The organism is Microvirga sp. ACRRW, from assembly GCF_022346925.1.
Lineage (GTDB): Bacteria > Pseudomonadota > Alphaproteobacteria > Rhizobiales > Beijerinckiaceae > Microvirga.
Map to the genome: position 1 here is coordinate 75,766 of NZ_JAKRNJ010000001.1, position 24,744 is coordinate 100,509.

At 61.2% G+C, this 24,744-nt stretch carries 30 protein-coding genes and 1 tRNA gene; 11 read left to right on the forward strand and 20 right to left on the reverse strand.

Going from position 1 to position 24,744, the window contains the following annotated elements:
- Positions 1-151 precede the first annotated feature (151 nt).
- Positions 152-364 (reverse strand): DUF3126 family protein, encoded by a 213-nt coding sequence (locus MHY87_RS00450; RefSeq protein ID WP_027315475.1) that lies wholly within the window; start codon positions 362-364, stop codon positions 152-154.
- 93 nt (positions 365-457) lie between these two features.
- Entirely contained in the window at positions 458-1,294 is an 837-nt protein-coding gene (cysE, locus tag MHY87_RS00455) for a serine O-acetyltransferase (RefSeq protein WP_239348414.1), read from the reverse strand.
- Between the two features lie 79 nt (positions 1,295-1,373).
- On the opposite strand from cysE, the gene MHY87_RS00460 reads away from it, so the two are divergent.
- Positions 1,374-2,174, forward strand: a complete 801-nt coding sequence (locus tag MHY87_RS00460) for an enoyl-CoA hydratase (RefSeq protein ID WP_239348415.1) — start codon at positions 1,374-1,376, stop codon at positions 2,172-2,174.
- A gap of 3 nt (positions 2,175-2,177) precedes the next feature.
- Here the strand turns inward: MHY87_RS00460 and MHY87_RS00465 are convergent, their stop codons facing one another.
- A complete protein-coding gene (locus MHY87_RS00465; protein ID WP_239348416.1) occupies positions 2,178-2,663 on the reverse strand; it encodes a class I SAM-dependent methyltransferase in 486 nt (161 codons plus the stop codon).
- A gap of 57 nt (positions 2,664-2,720) precedes the next feature.
- Positions 2,721-3,485 (reverse strand): alpha/beta fold hydrolase, encoded by a 765-nt coding sequence (locus MHY87_RS00470; protein WP_239348417.1) that lies wholly within the window; start codon positions 3,483-3,485, stop codon positions 2,721-2,723.
- 907 nt (positions 3,486-4,392) lie between these two features.
- Between MHY87_RS00470 and MHY87_RS00475 the strand changes: the two genes are divergently transcribed.
- The 3 genes from MHY87_RS00475 (at position 4,393) to MHY87_RS00485 (ending at position 5,993) form a co-directional block, all read left to right on the forward strand.
- On the forward strand, positions 4,393-4,656 hold the full coding sequence (locus tag MHY87_RS00475) for a zinc-finger domain-containing protein (protein ID WP_239348418.1): 264 nt from the start codon (positions 4,393-4,395) through the stop codon (positions 4,654-4,656).
- A gap of 1 nt (position 4,657) precedes the next feature.
- Positions 4,658-5,845, forward strand: a complete 1,188-nt coding sequence (locus tag MHY87_RS00480; protein ID WP_239348419.1) for an FAD-dependent oxidoreductase — start codon at positions 4,658-4,660, stop codon at positions 5,843-5,845.
- 62 nt (positions 5,846-5,907) lie between these two features.
- Positions 5,908-5,993 (forward strand) — tRNA-Leu (locus tag MHY87_RS00485).
- Between the two features lie 632 nt (positions 5,994-6,625).
- On the opposite strand, the gene MHY87_RS00490 is transcribed toward MHY87_RS00485, so the two are convergent.
- Both MHY87_RS00490 and MHY87_RS00495 read right to left on the reverse strand, forming a co-directional pair.
- Positions 6,626-9,418 carry an ATP-binding protein gene (locus tag MHY87_RS00490; RefSeq protein WP_239348420.1) on the reverse strand — a complete coding sequence of 931 codons (2,793 nt, stop codon included), beginning with the start codon at positions 9,416-9,418 and terminating at the stop codon, positions 6,626-6,628.
- Positions 9,419-9,545: 127 nt separating this feature from the next.
- Positions 9,546-9,713, reverse strand: coding sequence for a hypothetical protein (locus MHY87_RS00495; RefSeq protein ID WP_239348421.1), 168 nt, complete (start codon positions 9,711-9,713; stop codon positions 9,546-9,548).
- A 255-nt stretch (positions 9,714-9,968) separates the two neighbouring features.
- Between MHY87_RS00495 and MHY87_RS00500 the strand changes: the two genes are divergently transcribed.
- A complete protein-coding gene (locus tag MHY87_RS00500; RefSeq protein WP_239348422.1) occupies positions 9,969-10,220 on the forward strand; it encodes a NepR family anti-sigma factor in 252 nt (83 codons plus the stop codon).
- A 12-nt stretch (positions 10,221-10,232) separates the two neighbouring features.
- Here the strand turns inward: MHY87_RS00500 and MHY87_RS00505 are convergent, their stop codons facing one another.
- Complete coding sequence (locus tag MHY87_RS00505; RefSeq protein ID WP_239348423.1) at positions 10,233-10,643, reverse strand: hypothetical protein; 411 nt, start codon at positions 10,641-10,643, stop codon at positions 10,233-10,235.
- Between the two features lie 92 nt (positions 10,644-10,735).
- Positions 10,736-11,131 carry a response regulator gene (locus MHY87_RS00510; RefSeq protein WP_239348424.1) on the reverse strand — a complete coding sequence of 132 codons (396 nt, stop codon included), beginning with the start codon at positions 11,129-11,131 and terminating at the stop codon, positions 10,736-10,738.
- Between the two features lie 265 nt (positions 11,132-11,396).
- On the opposite strand from MHY87_RS00510, the gene MHY87_RS00515 reads away from it, so the two are divergent.
- On the forward strand, positions 11,397-11,723 hold the full coding sequence (locus MHY87_RS00515) for a hypothetical protein (protein WP_239348425.1): 327 nt from the start codon (positions 11,397-11,399) through the stop codon (positions 11,721-11,723).
- 357 nt (positions 11,724-12,080) lie between these two features.
- On the opposite strand, the gene MHY87_RS00520 is transcribed toward MHY87_RS00515, so the two are convergent.
- The 7 genes from MHY87_RS00520 to MHY87_RS00550 all read right to left on the reverse strand — a co-directional run bounded on the left by MHY87_RS00520 (position 12,081) and on the right by MHY87_RS00550 (position 17,455).
- Positions 12,081-12,236 carry a hypothetical protein gene (locus MHY87_RS00520; protein ID WP_239348426.1) on the reverse strand — a complete coding sequence of 52 codons (156 nt, stop codon included), beginning with the start codon at positions 12,234-12,236 and terminating at the stop codon, positions 12,081-12,083.
- A gap of 31 nt (positions 12,237-12,267) precedes the next feature.
- Positions 12,268-12,546 (reverse strand): hypothetical protein, encoded by a 279-nt coding sequence (locus MHY87_RS00525; protein ID WP_239348427.1) that lies wholly within the window; start codon positions 12,544-12,546, stop codon positions 12,268-12,270.
- Between the two features lie 186 nt (positions 12,547-12,732).
- Positions 12,733-13,920 carry a porin gene (locus MHY87_RS00530; protein WP_239348428.1) on the reverse strand — a complete coding sequence of 396 codons (1,188 nt, stop codon included), beginning with the start codon at positions 13,918-13,920 and terminating at the stop codon, positions 12,733-12,735.
- Between the two features lie 264 nt (positions 13,921-14,184).
- Positions 14,185-14,472 carry a hypothetical protein gene (locus tag MHY87_RS00535; protein ID WP_239348429.1) on the reverse strand — a complete coding sequence of 96 codons (288 nt, stop codon included), beginning with the start codon at positions 14,470-14,472 and terminating at the stop codon, positions 14,185-14,187.
- Between the two features lie 111 nt (positions 14,473-14,583).
- Entirely contained in the window at positions 14,584-16,140 is a 1,557-nt protein-coding gene (locus MHY87_RS00540; RefSeq protein ID WP_239348430.1) for an AMP-binding protein, read from the reverse strand.
- An 18-nt stretch (positions 16,141-16,158) separates the two neighbouring features.
- On the reverse strand, positions 16,159-16,665 hold the full coding sequence (gpt, locus tag MHY87_RS00545; protein ID WP_239348431.1) for a xanthine phosphoribosyltransferase: 507 nt from the start codon (positions 16,663-16,665) through the stop codon (positions 16,159-16,161).
- A 37-nt stretch (positions 16,666-16,702) separates the two neighbouring features.
- Positions 16,703-17,455 (reverse strand): competence/damage-inducible protein A, encoded by a 753-nt coding sequence (locus MHY87_RS00550; RefSeq protein ID WP_370644801.1) that lies wholly within the window; start codon positions 17,453-17,455, stop codon positions 16,703-16,705.
- 115 nt (positions 17,456-17,570) lie between these two features.
- Here MHY87_RS00550 and sfsA point away from each other — a divergent pair, with 115 nt between their 5' ends.
- Positions 17,571-18,290: a DNA/RNA nuclease SfsA gene (gene sfsA / locus MHY87_RS00555; RefSeq protein ID WP_239348433.1), complete on the forward strand. Its 720-nt coding sequence runs from the start codon at positions 17,571-17,573 to the stop codon at positions 18,288-18,290.
- Between the two features lie 5 nt (positions 18,291-18,295).
- Here the strand turns inward: sfsA and MHY87_RS00560 are convergent, their stop codons facing one another.
- Positions 18,296-19,123 (reverse strand): FkbM family methyltransferase, encoded by an 828-nt coding sequence (locus tag MHY87_RS00560; RefSeq protein ID WP_239348434.1) that lies wholly within the window; start codon positions 19,121-19,123, stop codon positions 18,296-18,298.
- A gap of 145 nt (positions 19,124-19,268) precedes the next feature.
- Here MHY87_RS00560 and map point away from each other — a divergent pair, with 145 nt between their 5' ends.
- The 3 genes from map (at position 19,269) to MHY87_RS00575 (ending at position 21,372) form a co-directional block, all read left to right on the forward strand.
- On the forward strand, positions 19,269-20,090 hold the full coding sequence (gene map / locus MHY87_RS00565) for a type I methionyl aminopeptidase (RefSeq protein ID WP_239348435.1): 822 nt from the start codon (positions 19,269-19,271) through the stop codon (positions 20,088-20,090).
- Positions 20,091-20,171: 81 nt separating this feature from the next.
- Positions 20,172-20,858, forward strand: coding sequence for a DNA repair protein RadC (gene radC, locus MHY87_RS00570; RefSeq protein ID WP_239348436.1), 687 nt, complete (start codon positions 20,172-20,174; stop codon positions 20,856-20,858).
- 70 nt (positions 20,859-20,928) lie between these two features.
- Positions 20,929-21,372 carry a PRC-barrel domain-containing protein gene (locus MHY87_RS00575; RefSeq protein WP_239348437.1) on the forward strand — a complete coding sequence of 148 codons (444 nt, stop codon included), beginning with the start codon at positions 20,929-20,931 and terminating at the stop codon, positions 21,370-21,372.
- A gap of 47 nt (positions 21,373-21,419) precedes the next feature.
- On the opposite strand, the gene MHY87_RS00580 is transcribed toward MHY87_RS00575, so the two are convergent.
- From MHY87_RS00580 to MHY87_RS00595, 4 genes are all read right to left on the reverse strand, one after another.
- Entirely contained in the window at positions 21,420-22,016 is a 597-nt protein-coding gene (locus MHY87_RS00580) for an exopolysaccharide biosynthesis protein (protein WP_239348438.1), read from the reverse strand.
- A 145-nt stretch (positions 22,017-22,161) separates the two neighbouring features.
- On the reverse strand, positions 22,162-22,431 hold the full coding sequence (locus MHY87_RS00585) for an usg protein (protein ID WP_239348439.1): 270 nt from the start codon (positions 22,429-22,431) through the stop codon (positions 22,162-22,164).
- 119 nt (positions 22,432-22,550) lie between these two features.
- A complete protein-coding gene (locus MHY87_RS00590) occupies positions 22,551-23,084 on the reverse strand; it encodes a GNAT family N-acetyltransferase (RefSeq protein ID WP_239348440.1) in 534 nt (177 codons plus the stop codon).
- Entirely contained in the window at positions 23,081-23,683 is a 603-nt protein-coding gene (locus tag MHY87_RS00595; RefSeq protein WP_239348441.1) for a helix-turn-helix domain-containing protein, read from the reverse strand. Before MHY87_RS00595 ends, MHY87_RS00590 begins: the two co-directional genes overlap by 4 nt.
- 106 nt (positions 23,684-23,789) lie before the next feature.
- On the opposite strand from MHY87_RS00595, the gene MHY87_RS00600 reads away from it, so the two are divergent.
- On the forward strand, positions 23,790-24,638 hold the full coding sequence (locus MHY87_RS00600) for a methionyl-tRNA formyltransferase (RefSeq protein WP_239348442.1): 849 nt from the start codon (positions 23,790-23,792) through the stop codon (positions 24,636-24,638).
- The last annotated feature ends 106 nt before the right edge of the window (positions 24,639-24,744 follow it).

Consider the following 24,744-nt stretch of genomic DNA (forward strand, 5'->3'; position numbering starts at 1 on the left):
TCAAAAGCGCCACGCTTGTCATCCCCGGCGGTCCGAAGGACCGGGAAGGGGATCCATAGCGTGGCGCTTGATCGTGGATTCCCTTCCCCTTCGCTGCGCTCCGGCCGGGAATGACACCTGGAGGCCTATTCCCGCAGGAAGAAAGGGCCGCTTAGTCCTCGAGGTCCGTATCGAGGATCGCCATGGTGAAGTTGAAGGAGCGGTCCCCGTCCTCGTCATCGACGAAGAGCACGCCGACGAATTCCTCACCAATGTAAACTTCCGCCGAATCGGTCTTCTTGGGGCGACCGACAACTCGGATCGAGTGGTTCGCAAAGGTCTGGCGCAGGTAGCGCTCGACTTTCGCCATCTCCGTTTTGTCCACTACAGGTCCTTTCTCAACTTGTTCGCATCAGCCATTGCCATGCCCGGCCAACGCGAGCAAGCGGGGATGGGTTCGTTCGGGGGCTTTCTCCCCTCAGATCCCGTCGGCCTCGGAGATAAGATGATCCATGGCGCGGGCAGGCTCGTCGCAACCCGCCGTGCCGACGACCTTGGCGGGGACACCCGCCACCGTCGCGTTGTGGGGCACGGGCTTCAAAACCACGGAGCCCGCCGCGATCCTCGCGCAATGGCCGACCTCGATATTGCCCAGGATCTTGGCACCCGCCCCGATCAGCACGCCATGGCGGATCTTCGGATGACGGTCGCCCCGCTCCTTGCCGGTTCCGCCCAGGGTCACGTCCTGGAGCATCGAGACATTGTCCTCGATGATGGCGGTCGCGCCGACCACGAGGCCGGTGGCGTGGTCGAGGAAGATGCCGCGCCCGATCCGGGCCGCCGGGTGAATATCGGTCTGGAAGGTGTCCGAGGATCGGCTCTGAAGGTAGAGCGCGAAATCCTCCCGGCCCTTGGTCCAGAGCCAATGAGCCAGACGGTGGGTCTGAATAGCGTGGAAGCCCTTGAAATAGAGCACGGGCTCGATGGCGCGGGTCACGGCGGGGTCACGGTCGAGAACGGCGCTGATATCGGCGCGGAAGGCCTGGCCGATGATCTTGTCCTGCTCCACCGCCTCCAGGAACACCTGCTCGATGATGTCCGCCGGCAAAGCCGCATGGCCGAGGCGGGACGCGACCCGGTGGATCACCGCCGCTTCCAAGCTCGGCTGATGGAGGATGGCGCTCAGCACGAAACCGGCGAGAGCGGGCTCGGCCTGCACGACGGCCTCGGCCTCGGCGCGGAGACGGCTCCAGAGCGGATCGACCTTGCCGGCGAGGAAATCCGGATTTCCGGACTTCAAGCGCGTCTGTGTCATGGTAATCTCCCTGCCGGCTCGGCTCTTACAAAGACATACATAGGAATACCGGGCCCCTTACCATAGATCCCCGGACGCCATGAACGCCTCTTTTTCGCCTATCAGCCCCAAGCTCAGCGCATCCGTCGACGGCCCTGTCGCGACGCTTTGCATCGACAACCCGGCGAAGCACAACGCCCTGGACCTGGAGATGTGGCGGGCCCTGCCGGGCCTCATCGCGGCGCTCGACAAGGACGAGAGCGTGCGGGTGATCGTCCTGCGCGGTGCGGGATCGGAATCGTTCGCCTCCGGCGCCGACATTGCGGAATTCGAGACCGTGCGGGCCGATGCCGAGGGTGGACGGGCTTACGAGGCGATCAACGAAGCAGCCTTCTGGGCGCTCGCCCATTGCTCGAAGCCGGCAATCGCCATGATCCGCAGGTTCTGCCTCGGCGGCGGCTTCGGCCTCGCGCTTTCCTGCGATTTGCGCATCGCCTCCGACAATGCGGTATTCGGCATTCCCGCAGCGCGTCTCGGCATCGGCTATCCTCCCGGAGCGATGAAGCTCGTGACCGCCGCCGTCGGCGCACCGGCAGCCAAGGATCTTTTCTACACCGCGCGGCGCATTAATGCTGAGGAAGCGCAGCGTCTCGGCGTCGTCCAGCGCGTGGTGCCTGACAATGAACTGGAAAGCACCGTTCTCGCTTTGGCGCACGACATCGCGAAGAACGCGCCTCTCACTATCCGCGCCGCGAAAGCCGCTATCGATGAAGCGATGGGCGTTGCGCATCCGAATGCCGATCCTCTTGCGCTCGCCGATCAATGCTTCGACAGCGCGGATGCGGTGGAGGGACGCACGGCCTTTCTGGAGAAGCGCAAGCCCGTCTTCAAGGGGCGTTGAATCTTAGCGCCGATAGACGAAATAACGCCCTTCAGCAACGCCGGTTTTCGACGAGATGTCCGTGCATGACGGAAGGTCGAAAGCACGGTCCGCAACGAGAAGGCCGCCCGGTTGCAGCAGCGTCTCGATCAGCGGCGACAGACGCCGCGCAAGCTCGCGGTTGGCTTCCGCATCGCCGGTGCCGATGTCCGCGTGAACGAGCGCCGCTGAGCCTGCGCCGAGGCGTTCGATGAACAGCGGCAAGGTCTCGAAAATATCGCCGACGATGAGATACTCGTCAGGCGGCATGCAATCGGGATGCGCTGCGGGCGAACGCTCGAACACATAAATCTCGCGTCCCGGCAAACGCTCCCGCAGGTGATCGTAGGTGCGCCCATTCCCGAGGCCGAGTTCGAGCACAAGTCCTTCAGCGGAGATTTCGCGCGCCGCCCAATCCAGCAAATCGCGCTGCGCCGTCAGCCGGCGAATGACGCTGTCGAGTCTGGTCATCCCTGCCTCCCTCGCGAAGGAAGTGGAGCGAGGACGCCGTAAATCAACTTGGCTGTTTCAGGGACGCTTGGACAGGAACTCCAGCACGCCCTGCTTGTGCACCTTGTCGCCGACGGCAAGATTGTGGTCGCGGCCGGGAATGTCGAGGCTGGTTGCGTTCGGCAAAAGCTTCACGAGTTCGGGGCCTGAGCCCGCCACATCGTCGTTGGTGCCGACGGATACCAGCGTCGGCAAGGTGATGGATGCCACCTCCTCTTTCGTCAGCGCCTGACGGGAGCCGCGAATGCACGCGGCAAGGGCTTTCAGGTCGCTGCCGTTCTGCTCCGCGAAAGCGCGGAACATGCGCTGCATGGGATCGGTCAGCTCATCGAGCGAGCGCACTTCCATCGCGTCCGCGATGCCGAGCGGAAGACCGACGCCGTCGATCAGATGAATGCCGAGGCCGCCGAGCATGGCGGAACGCATGCGCTCGGGCGCAGCCAGCGCCATATGCGCGGTGATGCGCGCGCCCATGGAATAACCCATCACATCCGCTTGCTCGATCTCGAGATGATCGAGAAGACGCACGGCATCCTCCGCCATGCGGTAGGAGTGATACGCTTCCGGATCATAGAGCTTGTCGCTCTGGCCATGCCCGCGATTGTCGAAGGCGATCACGCGATAGCCCTCACGCGTCAGCGTCTTCACCCACAGCGTGTTGACCCAGTTCACCGCATGGCTCGATGCGAAGCCGTGAATGAGCAGGACCGGATCGCCCTCCCCCTCATGAGCAGGCACGTCGATGTAAGCGATGCTGACGCCGTTGGAATTGAAATAGCGCATGGACAAACCGGAGAGTTGGTGTCGATTGCGGCGCAACCTAAGCACCCGCTTCCGCAAATACAATCGCTTCATGCAGCAGGCTCGGACGCAAGACCATTGATGATGTAGGAGCGCGTCATCCCGGGGCTGCGGAGCAGAACCCGGGATCGCATGACGAGTATGGCGCGATTTCCCCTCTCCCGGGTGGGAGAGGTTAGGCCAGCGCCTCACTCGTCATGCGATCCCGGATCTTCGCTGCGCTGCGTCCGGGATGACGCCCTCTGCCGTCATCACCGGCCTTGGGCCGGTGATCCACGTCTTTTGCTGCAGTGGCTCCTCAGACGTGGATGGCCGGGACAAGCCCGGCCATGACGATGCGAGTTAATGTTCCGCTTTTGTTCTTGACTTTGGTCCTAATCTTGGCTATATCTCGTGATGTCCCGGCTCAGAGAGGGGCGCGCTCGCGAGGCGTCGTGATTGTCGGAGCCGGGAGCGGTCCTGTGTCAGGCCTCGCAAGCCTGTCGGCGGGAGGCCCATCGCTGAAACACGCGGTGTACGCCTAAAAGAACCGTGCGCGAGGAGCCGTCGGGTTCTTCACACACTCCACAATCGAGCCGGACGCCTCCTCGCGCCTCCCTCGACCCCAAAACCTCGGACCAAACAGGTCGCGAGGTCATTCCCACATGCCCTTGCCCCCATGCCTTCGCCCGCGCGCTCTTTGATATTCATGCATCATTCCATGCCTTCGAATTCATGAGGCCTTGTTCAGAGAACATTGCTGCATGGCTTAGCGCGCTGTCAGGGGCGGGATAACTCCTGCATGAAACCGGGTCGGCAAAGGGTTCGTTGAAGGAAAATTTTTGGTCTAGGCGCATGGCCCCTCAGTCATTATGGTGCGCGCAAATTTCACGGCTTCAGAGCGACGGCAATGGCTGACAAAGGCACACCCCACTTCCACAACGACCCGGGCGTTCCCGTCATTCATGTGGGCTCCAAGGAGTTCATGTGCATCGGGGCCAAGCCCCCGTTCGACCATCCCCATATCTTCATCGACATGGGCTATGACAGCGAAACGGTCTGCTCCTATTGCTCGACCCTGTTCAAGTACGACCCGTCCCTGAAGGCCGACCAGGCCCGTCCGGCAGAGTGCGTCTGGGAACCCGATTTCGCCACCTCTGCGTCCTCGCGGTAAGGTGCCCGGGCTCTCGATCGCCATCGTCGGCGCCGGAATCGGCGGCCTGACGGCAGCCCTCAATTTTGCCCGCCAGGGCCATTCCGTGACGCTCATCGAGCGCCGCCCCGGCTTCAGCGAGGTCGGCGCGGGCCTGCAACTCTCGCCCAATGCCAGCCGAATCCTGGTCAAGCTGGGGCTCGGCCCTGCCCTGCGGCGCGTGGCGACCCTGCCCGACCGGGTGGTTGTACGCGGTATCTCCTCCGGCAAGCGCATCGGTGAGGTGGCGCTCGGCCCCTATATGCAGCAGCGCTACGGCGCCCCCTACTGGGTCGTGCACCGGGCCGATCTTCAAACCATCCTGCTCGATGCCGTGCGCTCTGAGGCCTCGATCCGCATCGTCACCGGCCGTAAGGTCGAGGAGGTGCGGGATGGTCTCGACCATGCTGAACTCGTCTGGACGGCATCGAACGGTGCCCGCGAAAGCCTGAATGCGGATGTGGTGATCGGCGCGGACGGCATCTGGTCCAAGGTCAGGCAGGTCATCGGCGACACGGCCTCCCCGACATTCCACGGCTATATCGCTTGGCGCGCCACCTTCGACCGCAAGAATGCCCCGCCGGAGCTCGCTGGCAACGAGACAGGCCTTTGGCTGGGCGCCAGGGGACATGTCGTCCACTACCCGATCTTCAGCGGCCATCTCGTCAATGTGGTCGCCATCGAAAAGGCCAAGGAACCCGTCGAGGGCTGGGCCGCGCCCGGGCAGCCGGAAGAGCTGCTCGCCCATTACAGCAACGCCGCCCCTGCCCTTCGCGCACTGCTTCAGCAGCCGCAGGAATGGCTGCGCTGGTCCCTGTTCCGGCACCCTATCAAGCGCTTCGCAAAAGGCCGCATCGCGATTCTCGGCGACGCCGCCCATCCGGTCCTGCCCTTCCTGGCGCAGGGCGCGGCCCTGGCCATCGAGGATGCCGCCACGCTTGGCGCGCTCCTGCCAGGCGAAAATCGGGATGTCACGGAGGCCCTGTCGGCCTATGAGAGCCACCGTCTCGAACGGGTCACCCGCATCCAGGCCGAGGGGCGCAAGAACGGGCGCATCTATCATTCCGGCTCTCTCATCGCCTTCGGGCGGGACAAGGTCATGCAGTTGATCGGGCCCGAGAGCATGTCGAACCGCTACGATTGGATCTACGGCTTTCGCACACCTGAGTGACGCTTCAAGAAGCGTTGCAGGCTTGCGCTCCGGCCTTCGGACCGATAACCCTCAACACCAATGCGGACGTGGCGAAACCGGTAGACGCAAGGGACTTAAAATCCCTCGGGCTATGCCCGTGCGGGTTCGACCCCCGCCGTCCGCACCAAGTCTCATTCAAATGTGCCCATGATTCCAGGCTAGCCTTTCGCGATGTCCACTCGTAGCGCCCTCTAGCGCTCAACATCGGCACCTCATTTCACGGCGCGTACCCGGCTCCTACGAAGCCATAGGCCATATGGTCTAGTTGCCGCGCCTCGAAAGTCCGCTTAAACAGATTCTATTCATAGATCTTGTTATCGTTTCGAATACAAAGCAATTATTCATCAAGACCTGCCGTGATTATTTCCCAATCACGGCTAACGCCGCGGTCAGATCTGCACCTGATCGCGGCTTTTTTCTTCAAGAATACATAGAGTGTCAAATAATAAGGGCTGCGCCTGCTCTTTTTTATTGGATGCAGGTCACAGCCCATCTGGTCTTATTGCCCCTACGGCAAAAACATAACTATCTGATTTGCCCTCAAGCCATCAATGCTGAATATATCTGTCGCACCCCCAAAGGATATGAACTTTAGGATTAACACTTTTGAGGTACGAAATACTTATGGCTTTTTTTGAATGAATTATTACCTAGAGAGGACGATCCTTTATTTTGCCCCTACGGATCGCAACTCAAGCGCCCTCTCATGGGCGCTTTTTCTTTTCCTAATCTTTCTTTTATTATTGAAACATTACACCATTATTTAACATCATCTTCCTGCAGCAAGCGCCGTACGCGCTCCAGGAGGCCCGTGGCCGTGAATGGTTTCGTGATCAGGTGCAGGCCGTCATCAAGACGACCATGATGCATGATCGCGTTGCGGCTATAGCCGGTCGTGAAAAGAACTTTCAGGTCTGGCCGCGCCTTCAGAGCCTCGTCCGCAACCTCGCGTCCGTTCAAGGGAACGGCCAGGACCACATCCGTGAACAGAAGCGCGATTCTTTGACGGTGCATCTCAAGCAAGTTCAGAGCTGCCACTCCATCCTCGGCGGCGAGCACGCGGTAGCCTGCCTCCTCCAGAACCGAGACAGAGAAATCCCGGACCATTTTTTCATCCTCGACAACGAGAATCGTTTCACCTTCTGCAGGAACCAGTTGCCGCGTGCGCGGCTCGTCTTCGGGCGAAGGCGTTTCGTCTCCGGCGCGCTGGAGGCGCGGGAAGTAGAGCCTTACCGTCGTGCCCTGCCCCGGCTCCGAATAGATCGCAGCGTGGCCACCGGACTGGCGCGCGAAACCATAGACCTGAGCAAGCCCCAAGCCTGTACCCTTGCCAACAGGCTTCGTGGTGAAGAAGGGCTCGAACACCTTCGCCTTCACATCCGCCGACATGCCCGATCCGGTGTCGGATATGCTCACCATTACATATTGCCCGGCATTCACTTCGCCGGCCGTGCTCGCGGAATAAGCTTCGTCCAGAAAGGCGTTCGACGTCTCGAGCGTCAGCTTACCGCCATCGGGCATCGCATCCCGCGCGTTGACGGCAAGATTGAGAATTGCGCTCTCCAATTGGCTCTGATCGATTTTCGTGCGCCACAGGCCACCTGCGAAAACCGTTTCGATGGCAATCGTCTCACCGATGGTTCGCCGCAGCAGTTCCGACATGCCCGACACGATCTTGTTGAGATCCACCACTTCCGGCTGGAGCGGTGACTGGCGCGAGAAGGCGAGAAGACGATGCGTCAGCTGAGCGGCGCGTCTGGCGCCTTCGACCGCATTGTCGACATTGCGCACGAGGCGCGGATCGTCCGCATTCTCGACCTTGCGCCGGAGCATGTCGAGATTGCCGGTGATCACGGTGAGAAGGTTGTTGAAGTCATGCGCGACACCACCCGTGAGGCGCCCTACCGCCTCCATCTTTTGCGCTTGCCGCAATTGCGCTTCCGCATTCTCGCGCTCGGCAATCGCTTCCGCGATGCGCTGCTCCAGTGTGACGTTCAACGACCGAAGCGCCTCTTCTGCTCGCTTCTCGCGATCCACATCGAGACAGGCCACCACGCCTGCGATGATCCGCCCAGCCTCATCACGGATCGGCGCCGCCATCAGCCGCAGCCAGGCACGACGGCCATCGTCGCGCTGATAAAGCAGCTCCAGCTCCGAGCGCTCCTCCTCGCCGCTCAACACGCGCGACATGGGATATTCCATCGCTTCGACCTGACGCCCATCGGGATGGAAGCCGATCCAATCCGGATAGCCCTCCACATTCTGCGAAGGCAGCACCGGATGTCCGAAGATGCTTTCCACCTGTGCATTGCCACCGATGACGCGCCCCGAAGGCGCTTCAGCCAGGATGATGCCTACGGGCACAGTATCGAGAATCGCCTGAAGACGCTGTTCGCTGGCGCGGAAACGCTCCTCGCTCTCGCGCCATGCCGCCTCTGCCTTATCGCGCTCCTGCTCGCGGCGCTGCAGATCTGCTGAGGCAGCCGCCAGCGCATCGCCGACATGAGCCATTTCACGCAGCCTCGTGTTCAGAGGTGATATCTCCTCGCCTCGACCGAGGGCTGCCGCTCGCGTCGCGAGCATTGCCATGGGCGCGGTGATGTGGCGTCCGAACAGCCAAGCGAGCGCCACCGACAGAACGGCAAGCCCTGTCCCGAACCACGCGAGATACCAGAGCGAGCGCGTCAGCGGTGCTGTTAGTTCCGCATCGTGCACGCCGACAGTCACGCGCCAATCCGATAAATGAGAACGCGCATAGGCCCCCGAAACAAGCTGTCCGTCCATGGCCAGACCTTGCCATGTCCCCTCTGGACCGGCGGTGTTCTCCTGCATGTCATGGGTTGCGAACTGCCCGACGAATTCCTGATGGCGCACATTACGCGCAAGAATTCGTCCCTGCCGATCGATAACAGCAATGGTCCAGGTGCCGGGTACGCCTTGTTGCTGAGTGAGCGCCTGGATTCGTTCGGCCGCGCCACTGATCGAAAGCAGATAAGCAACCTCGTTGTTGCGCATCACCGGAGAGACGATGGCAAAGAGCGGCTGCTCGGAAACGGTGCCCTCGAACAGGTCCGTCACAACTGGTTTTTTGAGCTCGACTGCGGCTCGATCGCCGGGCAGAACCGTTCTGGGTAAAGTCTCACCTCGCGGAACGCGACTGTTCACCAGCTGCTGTCCATCAGGTGTGCGTAGCACGACATTGATGCCGTTCAGCAGATTGGCCTCGGTCACCTGACGGTAGAAACCATCGAGGTCGCCCGCCTGCAGAGCGGGCGAATGGGCCAGCACCCCCAGAGCCGAGCGCAGCCCCGACAGCTCGCGGTCGATATTGGCCGCAACCGCATGAGCGGTCGCCAAAGCATGCCCTTCAAGGTGCGCCCGCTCCGCGCGCGCGAAATGCCAGAGCAGATAGCCGACGAAAACGAGGATCGGCAGGGCAAGGCCCACGCACATCAAAGCCAAGTGAGAACGCAGCGACAATCGCCATGAGCGCTTGGAGGTGAGACCCGGCTCGGAAGGTCGTCCGTCAGGCGTCGGCGCAGTGCTATGCATGGCAGCTCGGTTTAGCCCGCTTAGCTTGCATATCGATGCAAGCCCCCTCTTGTTTTTATAGAGAGCCACACTCCCTTGGGGAAGCGATATGGCGGAAAGAACGAGCCAACAAGCAGGTCTCAACAGCTCAGCGGCTGTTCCATACCTTCAAGGCGAGGATCGGCGTGAAGATCGGCCATCCGAAGGCGGCAATAAGGATATGGTCGAAACCGACCTTCTCTTCGCCATCAATTGTGGTGGAGACGGCCAGAAGCAGGATCACCCCACAGAGATAGACCATCAATAATTCGCGCATGCCCAAAGCCCCCCGGCTCTTGTTGTTAATGTCGAGCTTGTGAACCAGGCAATGTGCGAAACCAATGCGACCGTGGGTCGCCTCACTGTGTCCCCAAAAGATTTTCTGGCGGCCTTACTGCTGCCCTGGCGCTCTCCCGAGACGTCCCGACTTACCTCCGAGTAGTCAAAAAGAGCATTTTTTCCAGAAACTTAACTGCAACCCTCAGCTGTTTCGACCGTTCTAAGGCTTAAACGTAGAACCAAGGAGGCAGGGATGCCGAAGCGGCTCCACCATGTCGATGGACCGCCTTTACCCGCAAATAGACATACCGCTTGGAGCATCGGCTCCAACGGATTGACTACGGCCGGGCAGAACGAATTGCTCAAGAACCTCGGGCGGCAGTTGCAAGCCGATTACCAGGATATGCTGAGAGAGCCTGCGCCTGATCGTATCAGGGAGTTATTGGAAAGGCTCGAAGCCAATAGCCGTCATTCGGATGACCATCTGGACGACGAGGATCTGTAAGCTCCGATCCCCTCAACGGCGTGCGTGACGCGCGCGCTGGCCGGAGCGGGCTGGTTGCCTGGTGCGGCGCGGATTTTCCTGAGATGAGGAACGCGGGATCAGATTGTAAAGCACGAAGCCTGCGAGAACACCCGCGCCCAAAAGAACGAGCGGATGCGACCGGGCCGTCCTGATAGTACCGGACGCCATGTCGCCGACGTTTTCCATGCTCATCGCGTAATTCCAGGACCCATGCATCAGGCGTTTGGCTCGCCTGATATTTTCCGCTCGGGCGTGAATCTCGAGGTCATAGCCTTCGTCGTCCTCATGCCGATGAAGCTCGATGCTGTTCCGGGCGAAACCGCTGGAGACAAGACGGTGGACAGCCTGGTTGGCTGCCTTGAGGGAGGGAAACGTTCCGGTGGCGACATTCGTCTGCGGCATCAGCATCATCCTTTCTGCTGACGGCAATTCCTGAACAGCGCCAAGGTTCCCGAATGCAACAGACGTCCGTGAGCGGTTTCCGATCCTCTGAATCAATTATGGCGATAGCTCTGAGCCGCCCTTTCGGCTTCCATCAGCACTTCAAGGGCACGCCATGGCTTCGGCATGAAGCGCACCTCCCGTGGCACTTCGGTCAGCCCCTGATCAGGATAGAGGCCCGATGTCAGGACAGTGCGAACCCATGGCCATTTGATCCGAACCGTCCGGGCAAGATCGACCCCGCTCATGAGGCATGGGAGGCGAACATCAGCAAAGAGGAAGGCGACATCATCCGCATGAGTGCGCAGATAATCCAAAGCCTCTTCGGCACTTGAAGTCTCCACCACGCGTAGATCGGTCTCTTCCAAAAGCGCTGCCGCCAAGCCTCTGACTTCGAAGTCATCCTCGACGATCAATGCAATGCGACGCGGCTCATTCTTCTGTCCCATGCGGCATCTCCTCTGTCCGCTCTGTTTTCAGCAACCGCAGCACGCCGGCGTCTGGGGCCCATACATAGCGAACACCCACCGCTCCTGCCGGCGGCAGTAGCGCGTCACGCAATCCTTACTGCAGTCGATTGCCGCCTCTCGGCCCTACGCATCGCTGGCGAAAGCAGCATAAAAAGCCTCATGCGGGGCCTGAGGCTCGCACGGAGCATTCTTCACAGAACGGTGATGAAGGCCGTCTGTTTCAGCTTGGCCGCCAAGAAAACACATGGTCCGCCGGTTTTTCCTTGGTGGAACTCTCCTGCAAGCTGTAGCTTTAGCCTTAAAACGTCCGCTTCGTTCATGGGATCCAGTGGTGCTCAAGGAGAACCAGCTACATCAGGAATTCCTGGACTTGGAGCGCTCCATGCGGCTTCTGGACATGCGATTGGCCGATGCGCTTCGGCGGATACGTCACGGCTCTTGCGCAGACCAAATCGAGAAAGCCAAGCAGGACGAAAAAGCACTTCTGATCGAGCTCGACCGCTTAATGACACGCATGCGCGCTATCGAAGGGCAACTTCTGCAATATCAGAAAGCTGCAACGCGCCATTAATGGCTTGAAATAAGGAAAAATCAGTCCACGAGGTGCGGAGGCGCACCTCTCATTTCACGCGCAGGGTCCAAGGTACACATGCTCTGTTGCAGTACCGCTCAGGAGAAGAGCAATGGATGAACAGCGCTCTCGCCTTTTATTGTGCAGCAAAACTTTTCAGGATGACGACAGGCGTGTTCGCCCAAGATTGCCACTTATTCCAACCCTCGTCGGAACGCTGGCGCTCGTGAATGTAGCCTCCGCCGTCATGGCCATGCTCGGATAAAGAGAGCAGCACTCTCCAGAGATATGGAGGATGAGCGCGAAGAGGCTGCAGGGCAGCGCGCGACTGCCCTGCCAGCACGGTGATACGTACCTTTAGCGCAGGCCCAGGAAGGACAGGATCGCAAGGACGACCACGATGGCGCCGATCAGCCAGATGATGTTGTTCATGATGGTTTCTCCTGACGAAGCATTGACGATATGCCAACCGTCACGGTGAGCGTTCGTTCCCTTATCGAGTGAGAAGCCCACCGATCGCCAAGGTCATTGCCGCTGCACAGGTCTACTCGCAGACGGTTTCCTCGCGGGAGGAGAGACGGCCAAACGCATCCCTTTCACGTCTTACGACCGTGCGGCAATTCTCGGCCCCAAGCCCTTGCTGCGTGTCGCCAAAAACGCGGCTCTCATAGACTTGCCCGCTCTCATAGCCGGGCCCGAAGCGATACGAGCCGTAAGAGATGTCGGCCGAGGTCGAGCAGCCTGCAAGTCCGGCGCCGGCAATCCCCAGGACAGCGGCGATGAGGCCGCGCATCGAAAGCCGTTTGTGGATGCGTGGAAGCATCAATCCGCCCCCCCTTGACCGACACATGATGCGCAAGCCTCTCCCACGCATCCCGCATGCGGATATAGGGCATCGCCTTAAGCCGGCGACGCGCTTGAGGTGGAATGCCTCGACCGTAAGTCGACTCACGCAAAAAGAAACCCCGGTGTTTCCACCGGGGTTTCTGTAATCAATCGGTTGAGCCGATTAGAAGTCGCGCTGAACGCGCAGACGGCCTTCCCAGGAATCCGTCGTGCGCACGCCGGGAGCGCGGGGATTGTCGTTGGCGTAAAGGATCTCAACACCGAGATCGAGGCCGGAGACCGGTGTCCAGATCAGGTTCGTACCGGCGCGCCACTCGTCGAAGTCGGAGTTTGCGAAAGCCGTGTTCGAGCCGTACTCGATGCGAGCGAACGAACCGAACAGGTTCGAGCGGAGATCAGGGGTCCAATAGTGACGCAGACCGGCAGCAACCTGCCAACCGCGAGTCGTGTCGATCTCGCCGTCGTTGAGGTTGTAGGTCGCCTCCTGAACTTCGTCGCCGAAGCCGAGATAGGCGGCAGCGCCGTCAGCATAGGTCGCAGCGAGCCACAGGGCGTCGCCAGCAGCAAGCATCGGGAGGTTCACAGTAGCCTGACCGGTGACGGCGAAGCCGTACTCGGTGTCAACCTGCGGGAAGATGCTACGGATCTGATGCACAGCGCCAGCAACCGTGGCCGAACCCCAGGTACCGGAGTAGGTCAGGTTGGCGACGACGTCAGGTGCGCGCTCACCAGCGAGGAGGCCGTTGGAGGAGGCAAGAGCCTCACGGCCAGCGAAGCGGGGCTCTTCAAGCGACAGGGTGGCCGAGAAGCCATTGCCGAACGAGAAGGTGTAAGCGAGCAGGTTGACGTTCGGCTGGTCCGACCAGCGGATCGTTCCGAAGGACTGCGTGTCGAGATCGCCGTTGTCGAAGAACGTCTGGGCGCGACCAGCGGTCAGGCCACCGAACTGGATGAAGGCCTGGTCGACGTCGGGCGACGTGGTGACGGTGCCCGGGACGCTGTTGTAAACGCCGGTGTCGCGCGTGATCTCGAAGCGGACGAACGTACGCAGCAGGCCGTAAGCCGTAGCGGTACGCGAGTCGAGCTGGATGCGGCCACGAGCGCGGAAACCGATCGAATCGTCGAAGCGGGTATCCGGCTCAGCGTAGCGATATTCAGCGCGGACGCGGCCAGCGACGCGGAGGCAGGTGTCCGTGCCGGGAATGTAGAAGAAGCCCTCACCATAGGTGGAGCAGACGCGAACGTACTCAACCGCAGCGGCCTTCTTTGCGGGAAGGTCAGCAGCCTGAGCACCGGCAATGGCAGCAAGGCCAGCGACCGAACCGAGGAGGAGGCTCTTGACGAGCTTCATGGTTGTATCTCCAAAACTTAAAGACTGGATCCCAGGACCCATGTGCAACCGTGACAATACCGACCCAGCCGATTCAGGCAATCGTCGCGATCGCGTGGTATGCCTACTAAGCCGCAAATCTGCTCAAGATATAGGCATTCCTGAGCCTCTGCGGGGCGTTTGTCAGCGAGTGTGTCATAATCTCAACACCGGCAGACCTCCCCTAAGGGCACGCCTAGGCGAGGGCATGCCGCGCCAGTATCAAGAGCCAAGCTGAGCCCAGCCTCAATCGTCGAAGAAATATTCGTTATCGGTGCAGCGATAGACAGGGCATCGCGGGGTGTCCCGGGTCGGCACGGTGACCACTTCGGTCATTTCGTTGCGCTCGCAGAAACTGTCGTCGCGGACATAGCGGTCATAAGTATAGGTACCGGTACTCAGGACGATAGCGCCTCTGGAGAGGATAAGCTGCTGAGTCTGACCGCACACCATATTGAGGGTCGAAGGGCGCTGCTGCGCTTGGACGCCCGAAGCGCAGGCAAGAAAGGCCACAGCGAGAGCAATCCTTTTCATGATGCGATCCCTCAAGATGTGCCGCATCGGAAGCGGCACTGATGGCAGAATAACGCCAATTGGCGGGGTTTTGTTACAAGTCTTTGGGAGAGCGGTCCTAGAATAGGCCAGCTACAGCATGGCCTGAAGGCGGCGCGCCATCTCGACGGTCGCCGGGTAATCGGTCTTGCCGGACCCTAGGACGGGGATGCCTGACACCAGGATGGCTTTCGGCACCCAAAGCTCGGGAAAACCCTGGCTCTGCGCATGGGCCAGAAGTACATCCCGGTCGGCATCGGGCTTGTCGGTGACGAGCACGATCTGCTCCCCCTTCCGGGGATCGGGCAAGGCCACGACTACGTGGTTGGAATCGGGCCAGAGCTGCTGCACCGTCGCTTCGATGGCAGCCAGGGACACCATCTCGCCGCCAATCTTGGCGAAGCGCTTGGCGCGGCCGCGAATGGTGACGATCCCGTCCTGAACGGTGACGATGTCGCCCGTATCGTGCCAGCCTTCAGCCGGCGGCCTGATCCCGCCCGGAGCCCCCGGATCGAGATAGCCCTTCATGACGTTGGGGCCGCGCACATGGAAGCGGCCGCCTTCATGGATGCCCTCCACCGGTTCCAGCCGCCACTCGATGCCAGGGAGAACGAAGCCCACGGAGCCTGGATGATTTCGGTGCGGAAGATTGCAGGCGATGACCGGCGCACACTCCGTCGCGCCATAGCCCTCGACGATCTCGGCGCCGTGCCTGGCCCAGAGCTTTCGCGTTTCGGGCTTCACGTGCTCGGCTCCCGCGATGACGAGCTTCACGCTCGAAAGATCGCCCTCGCCCGCAGCGCGGGCATAGCCCTGGAGGAAGGTGTCGGTTGCGAGCAGCACGGTCGCGCGGGTACCTGCGATCAGTTTCGGGATCTGCCGGTAGTGAAGCGGGCTCGGATAGAGCACCGACTTCATGCCGTTGAGAATGGCGGTGAGCAGCCCCGCCGTCAGGCCGAAGGAATGGAAGATCGGCAAGGGATCGAAGAACACGTCGTCGGGAGTCAGCACATCCCCCGCCAAGGCCTTCACCTGATAGGCATTGGCGACGAGATTGGCGTTGGAGAGAACCACGCCCTTCGGCACGCCCTCGGAGCCGGAGGTGAAAAGCACGACCGCCGGATCGTCGGGCCTCACGTTCGCCCGCCTATGAACCCGGCGCGCCATCCAGGACTCGATCAGCCCCCGGAGCTTGTCGAAGCTGGTCAAGGTTCCGCGCACATCCTCGAGCCAGAGGATCTGCCTCCCCTCGCCCAACTCCGCGACAATGTCGTCGAGCTTGCCCTGCTCCACGAACCGGCGGGAGGTGACGATAGTCTTGATACCGGCGATCTCGCAGGCAGCCTTCAGGTTCTTGAGCCCCGCCGTGAAGTTCAGGAAAGCCGGGACACGCCCGAATGCATTCAGGCCGAACAGGGTCACGGCTATGGCCTGGACGTTCGGCAGCAGCACGCCGACCGTCTCACGCTCACCCGTCAGGCTCGTAAGCTTGCGTCCCAGCACCAGCGAGCCGAGGACGAGCCGGCCGAAGGTGATGGGCTGGCGCTCCAGATCCTCCAGGGCAACCTTGTTCCGCCCGAAGGTATCCCGGGCGTCGAGGAGCGCACTGAACAGGCTTTTGCGCGTCCGCGCGATGTCGAACTCTGCCACGGGCGCTCCTTGGTTTGCTTAGCCGGCCGAGCCTTCGCGGATCGGAGCCTGATAAGTCAGGCCCATATCCCACGGGAAATAGATCCAGGTATCCTGGCTCACCTCCGTGACGAACGTATCGATCAGGGGACGCCCGGCAGGCTTCGCATAGACGGCGGCGAAATGGGCATTGGGCAGCATCTCGCGCACGATCTTCGCGGTCTTGCCGGTGTCCGTGAGGTCGTCGATTACGAGAACGCCCTGCCCCTTGCCGTCGCCGATGGCCTTGATTGACGGTGCGATGTCCTTCAGCACCTTGAGCTCGCCCTGGCTCTTGTAGTCGTGATAGCTCGCGATGCAGACGCTTTCGATGAGGCGAAGATCCAGCTCACGGGCGACGATGGCCGCAGGCACCAAGCCGCCGCGGGTGATGCAGATGATGGCCTCGAACGGGCCGGCGGAGGCCAGGCGCCAAGCGAGAGCGCGGCAATCGCGGTGGAACTGATCCCAAGAGACGGGGAAGGCTTTGGGTGAGGTAGGAGACATGGGCTTGCTCGTTTGTCTGTTGTGATGGGGTCAACGATTAGAGGGGAGCCCGGTCGCCTTTGAGGCGTCCGAGAAGCGCGTGAATGTCGGCAACGGCTTTAGTGACCTCGGCGGGGTCCTTGCCCCGCACGACGATCTGATTGCGGAAGCCCGCCGTCGAGAAGGATGGATAGGAGCCGATGGACGTGCCTGGATAAGTATTGGCGATCTCACTCAGGCCCGCCGCATAGATGCCTTCGGCGAGCCCTTCGGCCTCGACGGTCTCGATGGTCATGCGCGTGCCGGTCTGGAGCGTCGGCGCGACGAGATCGAGCATGGCCTGCATGATCGACGGCACGCCCGCCATGACGAAGACATTGCCGATCTTGAAACCGGGCGCCTTGGAGATCGGGTTCTCGATGAGATCCGCTCCATCCGGAATACGCGCCATGCGCATCCGCGCCTCGTTCAGCTCGTCCGGCGTATAGCGCTCGCGCAGCATGGCGACGGCGCGCGGATCATGACCGATGCCGACGTCGAAGGCCTTGGCGATGCAATCGGCGGTGATGTCGTCATGGGTCGGCCCGATGCCGCCGGTGGTGAAGAGATAGGTGTAACGGGAGCGCAGGGCGTTGACGGCGGAGACGATCTCCGCCTCCACGTCCGGAACGACGCGGACCTCACGCAGGTCGATGCCGATGCCGGTGAGATACTCGGCAATGTAGCCGATATTCTTATCCTTGGTGCGCCCGGTGAGGATCTCATCGCCGATGATGAGAAGGGCGGCTGTGACGGAAACGGCCATGCGCATCGATCCCTTTTAAGGGGCTTTAGCTTCAGAAACGGCAATTCTCAAGCAAGGGTTCGGTTGAAGGCAAGGCTTCTCCCCTGCTACGGAGGCTCTTTCTTCGTCAGTGATGGATTGAATGCGTTTTCAGGAAACCCTTCTGACCGGTCGCCTCATCGAGCGTTACAAGCGATTTCTGGCCGACATTGAACTCGACTCCGGTGAGATCGTCACCGCCCATTGCGCCAACCCGGGCGCGATGATGGGTTTGAAGGAGCCCGGCAGCCGGGTCTATCTTTCCCGGGCCACGAACCCGGCCCGCAAGCTCAAGTACAACTGGGAATTCGTGGAAGTCGCAGCAGGTGGTGGCCCCTTACAGCTCATCGGCATCAACACCTCCCGCCCCAATCTGCTCGTGGCGGAGGCCCTGCGCGAGGGGAGGCTTGCCCCCTTTGCCCATTACGACAGCGTCCGGCCTGAAGTGAAATACGGCAAGAACAGCCGTGTGGACTTCTTCCTGGAGAAGGACGGCGAGCCGCCCTGCTATCTGGAGGTGAAGAACTGCCACCTGATGCGGGAGGCAGGCTTTGCCGAGTTCCCCGATTGCGTGGCAGCCCGGAGCGCCAAGCACCTCTATGAGCTGGCCGACATGGTCGCCAGCGGCGCCCGAGCCGCCCTCGTCTATGTGATCCAGATGGATGCGAACCGTTTTGACGTGGCCCGCGACATCGACCCGGCCTACGACAAGGCCTTCCGCCATGCCCTCGCAGCGGGAGTGGAATCCTACGCCTATGTCTGCCGGATCACGCCCGAGGAGGTCGTTATCGACCGCCCGGTGGAGATCGTCACGCCCCGATAGGGGCCTTATTCCGCCCGCTCGAAAACGAGGTTCATGCGCGTCCGGAGGGTCTGGCGATAGCCCTTCTCCTGCAGGAGCTTCGGTACATCCACCTGCCACCGGTCGGGAACATCAGGGATGATGATGAGCGCTGGGTGGAGGGCAGCCGTCGCGTCGCGGAAGAATGGGTCGAGGATCAGGTCCTCGGCGCCCTCCACGTCGAGCTTGACCGCATCGACATGGGTGAACCCCTCCCCCCGGATGAGATCGAGCAGGGTGACGGCAGGCACGCGGATCGTGTCCGTCTGGCTCGAATTCACGATCTTGAGGCTCGCCTCACCCTTGTTGCGCGGATCGAGGAATAGGGTGAGTTCCCCGGTCTTGTCGGCTATGGCGCAATCCACTGCCTTGATCGTGCCGAAGGGGTTCAGGCGGATATTGTGGATCAGCCGGTCGAAGATCTCGGGCTGCGGCTCGACAGCAAGAATCCGGGAGGATGTTTTGACCTTCCGCGCCACGAGGAGCGCATACCAGCCCACATTCGAGCCCACATCGATGAAGGTGAACCCCTCCCGGTTGCGGGCGGCGATGAGCTTGATCTCGTCAAGGTCGAAATATTGCGGGGTGAAGATGATCCGCCGCTCGCAGACATTCTTGTCAGGAACGACCCGCATCCGAACGCCGAAGGTCTCCAAATCGAGGGGCTGCCCCTTTAGCTTCCTCATGACCACCCGGCGCAGCATCATGGCGATGCGGCGCCCCATCCAGCTCCCCGGCAGACCACGCGTGCGGTCTATCACCCAACGGATGAGGCCTGTCGGCGCGAAGGTCCCAAAGGGACGGGAGTCATTCATTACGGGAGTATCCAAAGCCACCAAACCGGATGAACAGGGTTGCTCATGACACCCCTGAGGCTTATTCGCAAGCCATCGAAGAAGGATGCTTGCTTGCGCCGGGCAGGATGATCCTTACATTCGAGCTTCAACGCAAGGACCGAGAATGACCGAGACCGACGTTGTCGAGCGCAAGCGCTCCTCCGATATCCCGCTGCATGGCCCCGAGGATTTCGAGGGGATGCGGCGTGCCGGGCGCATGGTGGCCGAATGCCTGGACATGCTGACGGAGCATGTGAAGCCGGGCGTGACGACGGAATATCTGGACAAGCTCGCCTTCGACTTCATCCGCGACCATGGCGCCTATCCGGCCTGCCTGCATTACCGCGGCTATACCAAGACGATCTGCACCTCGATCAACCACGTGGTCTGCCACGGCATTCCCAACGACAAGCTGCTGCGCGACGGCGACATCATGAATGTCGACGTCACCCTGATCCTGGACGGGTGGCACGGCGATTCGAGCCGCATGTACTACGTGGGCGAGGTTCCGCGCCGTGCGCAGCGTCTTTGCGAGATTACGTATGAGTGCCTGCTGCGCGGCATCGCCGTGGTGAAGCCGGGCGCCACCACCAACGACATCGGTGCGGCCATTCAGGCCTATGCGGAAGCCGAGCGCTGCTCGGTCGTGCGGGATTTCTGCGGCCACGGCATCGGCAAGAGCTTCCACGCTTCCCCCACGATCCTCCACTATGTGGAACCTGCCTATAACGTGGTGCTGGAGGCAGGCATGTTCTTCACCATCGAGCCCATGATCAACCTTGGAAAGCCGCAGGTGAAGGTGCTCTCCGACGGGTGGACCGCCGTGACCCGCGACCGGTCGCTCTCGGCCCAGTTCGAGCACATGGTCGGCGTGACGGAAACGGGCGCCGAGGTCTTCACCTATTCACCGAAGGGCTTGGATAAGCCGCCTTACAGCTTAGGCTGATTAGACAAGCAACTTTGTATCTCGTGAAGCCTCGGCTAAAGATTCGACGTTCCATTTTTTGAGAGCAGCGATTCCGGCAGCATGAGCGGCGACGAGACACCTCATTATCACGGCCATCGCGACCGTCTGCGCGACCGCTTCACGGAAGTGGGCGGCGATGCGCTGCCGGATTACGAGCTTCTGGAACTCCTGCTCTTCCGCTCCATTCCGCGCCGAGACGTGAAGCCGCTCGCCAAGGAGCTGATCAAGCGCTTCGGCACCTTCGCCGAGGTGCTTGCCGCCTCCCCCGCCCGGTTGATGGAAATCGACGGCATCAGCGAGCGCGTGGTCACGGATCTGAAAATCGTGGAAGCCTCCGCCCGCCGCCTCGCCAAGGGCGAAGTGGCGAAGCGGCCTGTCCTGTCCTCATGGACCTCAGTGCTCGATTATTGCCGTACGGCCATGGCCTTCATGGACAAGGAGCAGTTCCGCCTGCTCTTCCTCGACAAGCGCAACGCGCTGATCGCCGACGAGGTGCAGCAATCCGGTACCGTCGATCACACGCCGGTCTATCCGCGCGAGGTGGTGAAACGGGCGCTCGAACTCTCCGCTTCCGCTTTGATCTTGGTCCACAATCATCCTTCGGGTGACCCGGCCCCCTCCTCGGCCGATATCAAGATGACCAAGGAGATCATCGACGCTGCAAAACCGTTGGGGATCACCGTCCACGACCACATCATCGTCGGGCGCGAAGGCCACGCGAGCCTGAAGGGTCTGCGCCTGATCTGAACTTGACGGCAGAACCAACCCCATGCGGTCGCGTTACTCCCTCACAGAATCCGTGAATGAGGAGTGATCGATGAAGACCCTTTTGATGGCGGGAATGCTCGGTTCGACCCTACTGGCGACGGGCGCGATGGCGCAGTCCACGCCGACCACCGGTACGCAACCCGCCCCTGCCGCGAATTTCATGACGCAGTTGCCCGCGGGCTCCATGCTGCTCTCGGATTTCATGGATCTCGACGTTCATGGCGCGGACAACAACGACATCGGCGACGTCGAGGATGTGATCCTCGATCGCAACGGTCAGGTGGCGGGCGTCGTCATCGAAGTCGAGGAGGGAATCGGCGACCATACGGTGGCGCTGCCGATGACGGCATTCCAGATGATGCCTGACACGCAGACGACGGGCTCCGTTCAGGGGCAGAACACCAATGCCAACCGGGTCGACGAGATGCGGCTCATGCTGAACATGCCTGTCGATCAGCTCAAGGCGGCTCCGGAATTCGACGACAACGACTAAGCCCGATCCACATCACAACGAAATGCCCGGCCTCGCGCCGGGCATTTTTAGAGAACGGTCTCGATGCCCGTGAAGATGGCGTAGACGAAGCCGAGGCTCAACGTCATGCCGATGGAGCCGATGATCAATCCGCCGACGATCACGAGCCCGTCGCGCTCCACGAGCCCGAGGCCGACGAGGCAGACGGCAAGGCCCATTGGAATCTGCCCCACGAAGGGCGGCGCGAAGAGAAGTCCCAACGCCATCACGAGGATGATGGCACCCATGACGCGCATGGCAAGCGGCGTGTCAAGGAAGGTCATACGCGGACGCGAGAACCGTTCCAGCTTACGGAAAGCGGGCATGGCGCGTCCCACGGCGCGTTCCACATCCACGCGGGCGAGCGAGCGGTTCATAAGCTGTTTCGGCAACCAGGGCGCGTCACGACCGAACACGATCTGAATCGCGACGAGCGCTAGAAGGAGGCCACAGACCAGTGGGATCGGCGGCGGCATCGGCAGACAGTTCGGCAGCCCCAGCAGGACGATGAGAACGGCAAAGGCCCGGTCCTGCAACACGGCCATGATATCGCGCACGGTCAGGCGCTCGCCGGGCTGGGAGGCAAGGGCGAGCAGGATCTGCGATGTACGAGCGTTGGAAAACAAGGAGCCCTGGCCAGTTCGAGGCGACGAGCCTCTCTATAGCATCGAACCCGAAAGTGGAATGCACATTTGGGCTCATTCTTATGATGCATTGTTCACTGGAACATGGTTTCTGCGTGGCGCCGGATCAAGGTCAGAGAAGGGTTTCTCAGTGAATGTTGATCTCTCCCGAAACCATGCGGAACTCGGCGGGGCGGATCAATTGTGCGTGGGTGACCGTAACGGAATGAAGCGGTCCGGCCAGTTCCCGCTTCCAGAACCCCAGGAAGTCGATGAGCACCGGGAAACGGGGAGCAAGATCGTATTCCTGCCAGATATAGGTCTGCAGGAATGAAGGATGGTCCGGCATTCGATAGAGGATCTTGGCGGTCGTCAGCCCGTAGCCTTCCATTTGGCGGATGAAATCCTTGGATACCATGCAAACTCTCTCCAACATCGAGAGGCAGGCATCCCCAACCAGAGGGCGCTCCCTGCCCTATGCTCAAGGCTAAATCTTGAGCATAGGCGTGGGTTCCCGCAGAGTCGGATCTGCAAGGGTCACGCAGCGGTGATCCGCTTGTGGAAGTAGGTGGTGTCGCACAGCCCGCCTTGGGGCCACAAAGCATAATTCGGGATCACACCCACCCGCTGCCAGCCGAGGCGCGTGTAAAGGCGCTCCCCGTCGCTCCCGGTCACCGTGTCGAGCACGAGGACGGTTTTACCTGCCCTGGCCGCCGCATCTTCGGCTGCGCGCATGAGAGCCGCGCCGACACCGCGCTTTCGCGCCTTGCGATGCACGAGCATCTTCGAGACATCGGCCCGGTGCGGCTGGTTTTCCGGCTGCTTGAGAACCACCTGGACGGTGCCGACGATCCCGCCATCAGCCTCGGCGACGAGGAGGATGCGCTCGCCTGCCGCCACTCCATCAGCCACGCCCATCCAGAAGGTGTCCGCCTTGTCCTTCGTCATCGGCAGCATGAAGCTGACGGAAGCTCCGCCTTCCACGCAATCGATCAGAACATCGGACAAGGCTCCGATCTGCTCGGCAGCTTCCTTGGCCAGCAGGGAGCGGATCGTAACGGCATCGCTCATGAGAACCTCTCGCGTGTGGGCGATTTCGTGTCAGTGGCCAGCGCCACCAGATAGCGGGCAGGCTGGCCCGAAAGATTGCGGAAGACGGTGGGCTGTTCGATGTCCATGCACAGGCAATCGCCTGCAAGAAGCCGGTAGGTTTCGTCGCCGAGGCCCAGCTCGATCTCGCCCTCGATGATCCAGATCTGCTGGCTGACACCCACGGAGCGGCGGCCCGTATCGTATGCGACGCGGGCACCGGCCGGCATGATTACCTCAACGAGTTCCATGGGAGAAGGAAACCCCGAAGGCGACAGGTTGCGGCGCAGGTAGCCGGTGTCCGGATCGCGCCAGACACGCTGATCGGCCCGGCGTGCCAGGGGCGAAGCCACCGCGCTCTCTTGCTCCGCGAACAGGGAAGCCAGCGTTACCCCTAAGCCTGCTGCGAGCTTGTCCAGAACAACCGCTGTAGGGCTGCTTTCGCCCCGCTCGATGAGGGATATCATCGAGCGGCTCACGCCTGTGCGCTCCGCTAGTGCATCAAGCGTCAGCCCTCGCTCCACGCGCAAGCCCCGCAGGCGCTCCGCGAGATGGGCATTGATATTGGATGTCTCTTCCATGAAAATAGAATGCTTTTCCAATATATTGGAGTCAATACTCCAGTTGCACAAGCGCAGGAACTTGCCTTCACTTGGCTTCTTACCGGCTCAGAGGAGATGATTGGGAATGCGCTTTGCCTTTGCCGGGATCGATTTTCTCGGAGACGTATTCGAGACCCTGATCGACAAGGGCTGGCACCCCGTAAAGCTGTTCAGCAGACCCTGCGACAGCATCTACGACTTCAACGAGACGACGGTTTCCCGTGCTCGCGGCCTGCGCATCCCGGTCCAGATGTCGCGCATCGCCCCCGCCGATCTTGCGGGGCTAAAAGCCCTTGGCTGCGATGCGTTGGTGGTGGCGGGCTATCCATGGCTCATCACAGGCTGGGAGCATCATGTGCCCTATGCCTTCAATTTCCACCCCTCGCCTCTGCCCGACGGGCGCGGCCCCTACCCGCTCTTCAAAGCGATCCTCGACGAATGTCACGAATGGGGTGTGACGGCCCATGTTCTGGAGCCTGCCTTCGATACCGGCGCCATTCTCGCGCAAAGACGCTTCGCCTTGAGCCCGCAAGAGACGCATGACACCCTGCTCGCCAAATGCCAGATGGCTGCCAAGGACATGGCGATCCGCCTGGCGGAGGATCTTGAAGCGCTCTGGCGGGAGGCGGCACCGCAGGGACCGGGCACGTATTGGCCGCGCATCACCCAAACCGAGAGAACAGTCCAGTGGACGGGGAGCGTCGCCGATGCGCTGCGCACGATCCGCGCCTTTGGCTCAATCGAGGCCTTCGCGCAGGTCGATTCCCGCTACATCTATATCTGGGAGGCCAGCGGCTGGCAGGAGGAGCATGGCTTCAGGCCCGGCGCCCTCGTTCACAAGCACCGCAAGCACATGGTCGTCGCTGCAAGGGATGGATTTGTACAGATCACCGGCTGGAGCCCCTATACGCCGGGACCAGCGAGAGGCGCCTGAAGATCAGCGCCGCTTCTTCAGCAGCTTCCAGGCCTGACGCAAAAGAACAATATTTCTGATAAGCTTGAGCATGAGCGAACCTCGAAAAGCATCTGCTTTTTAAAGG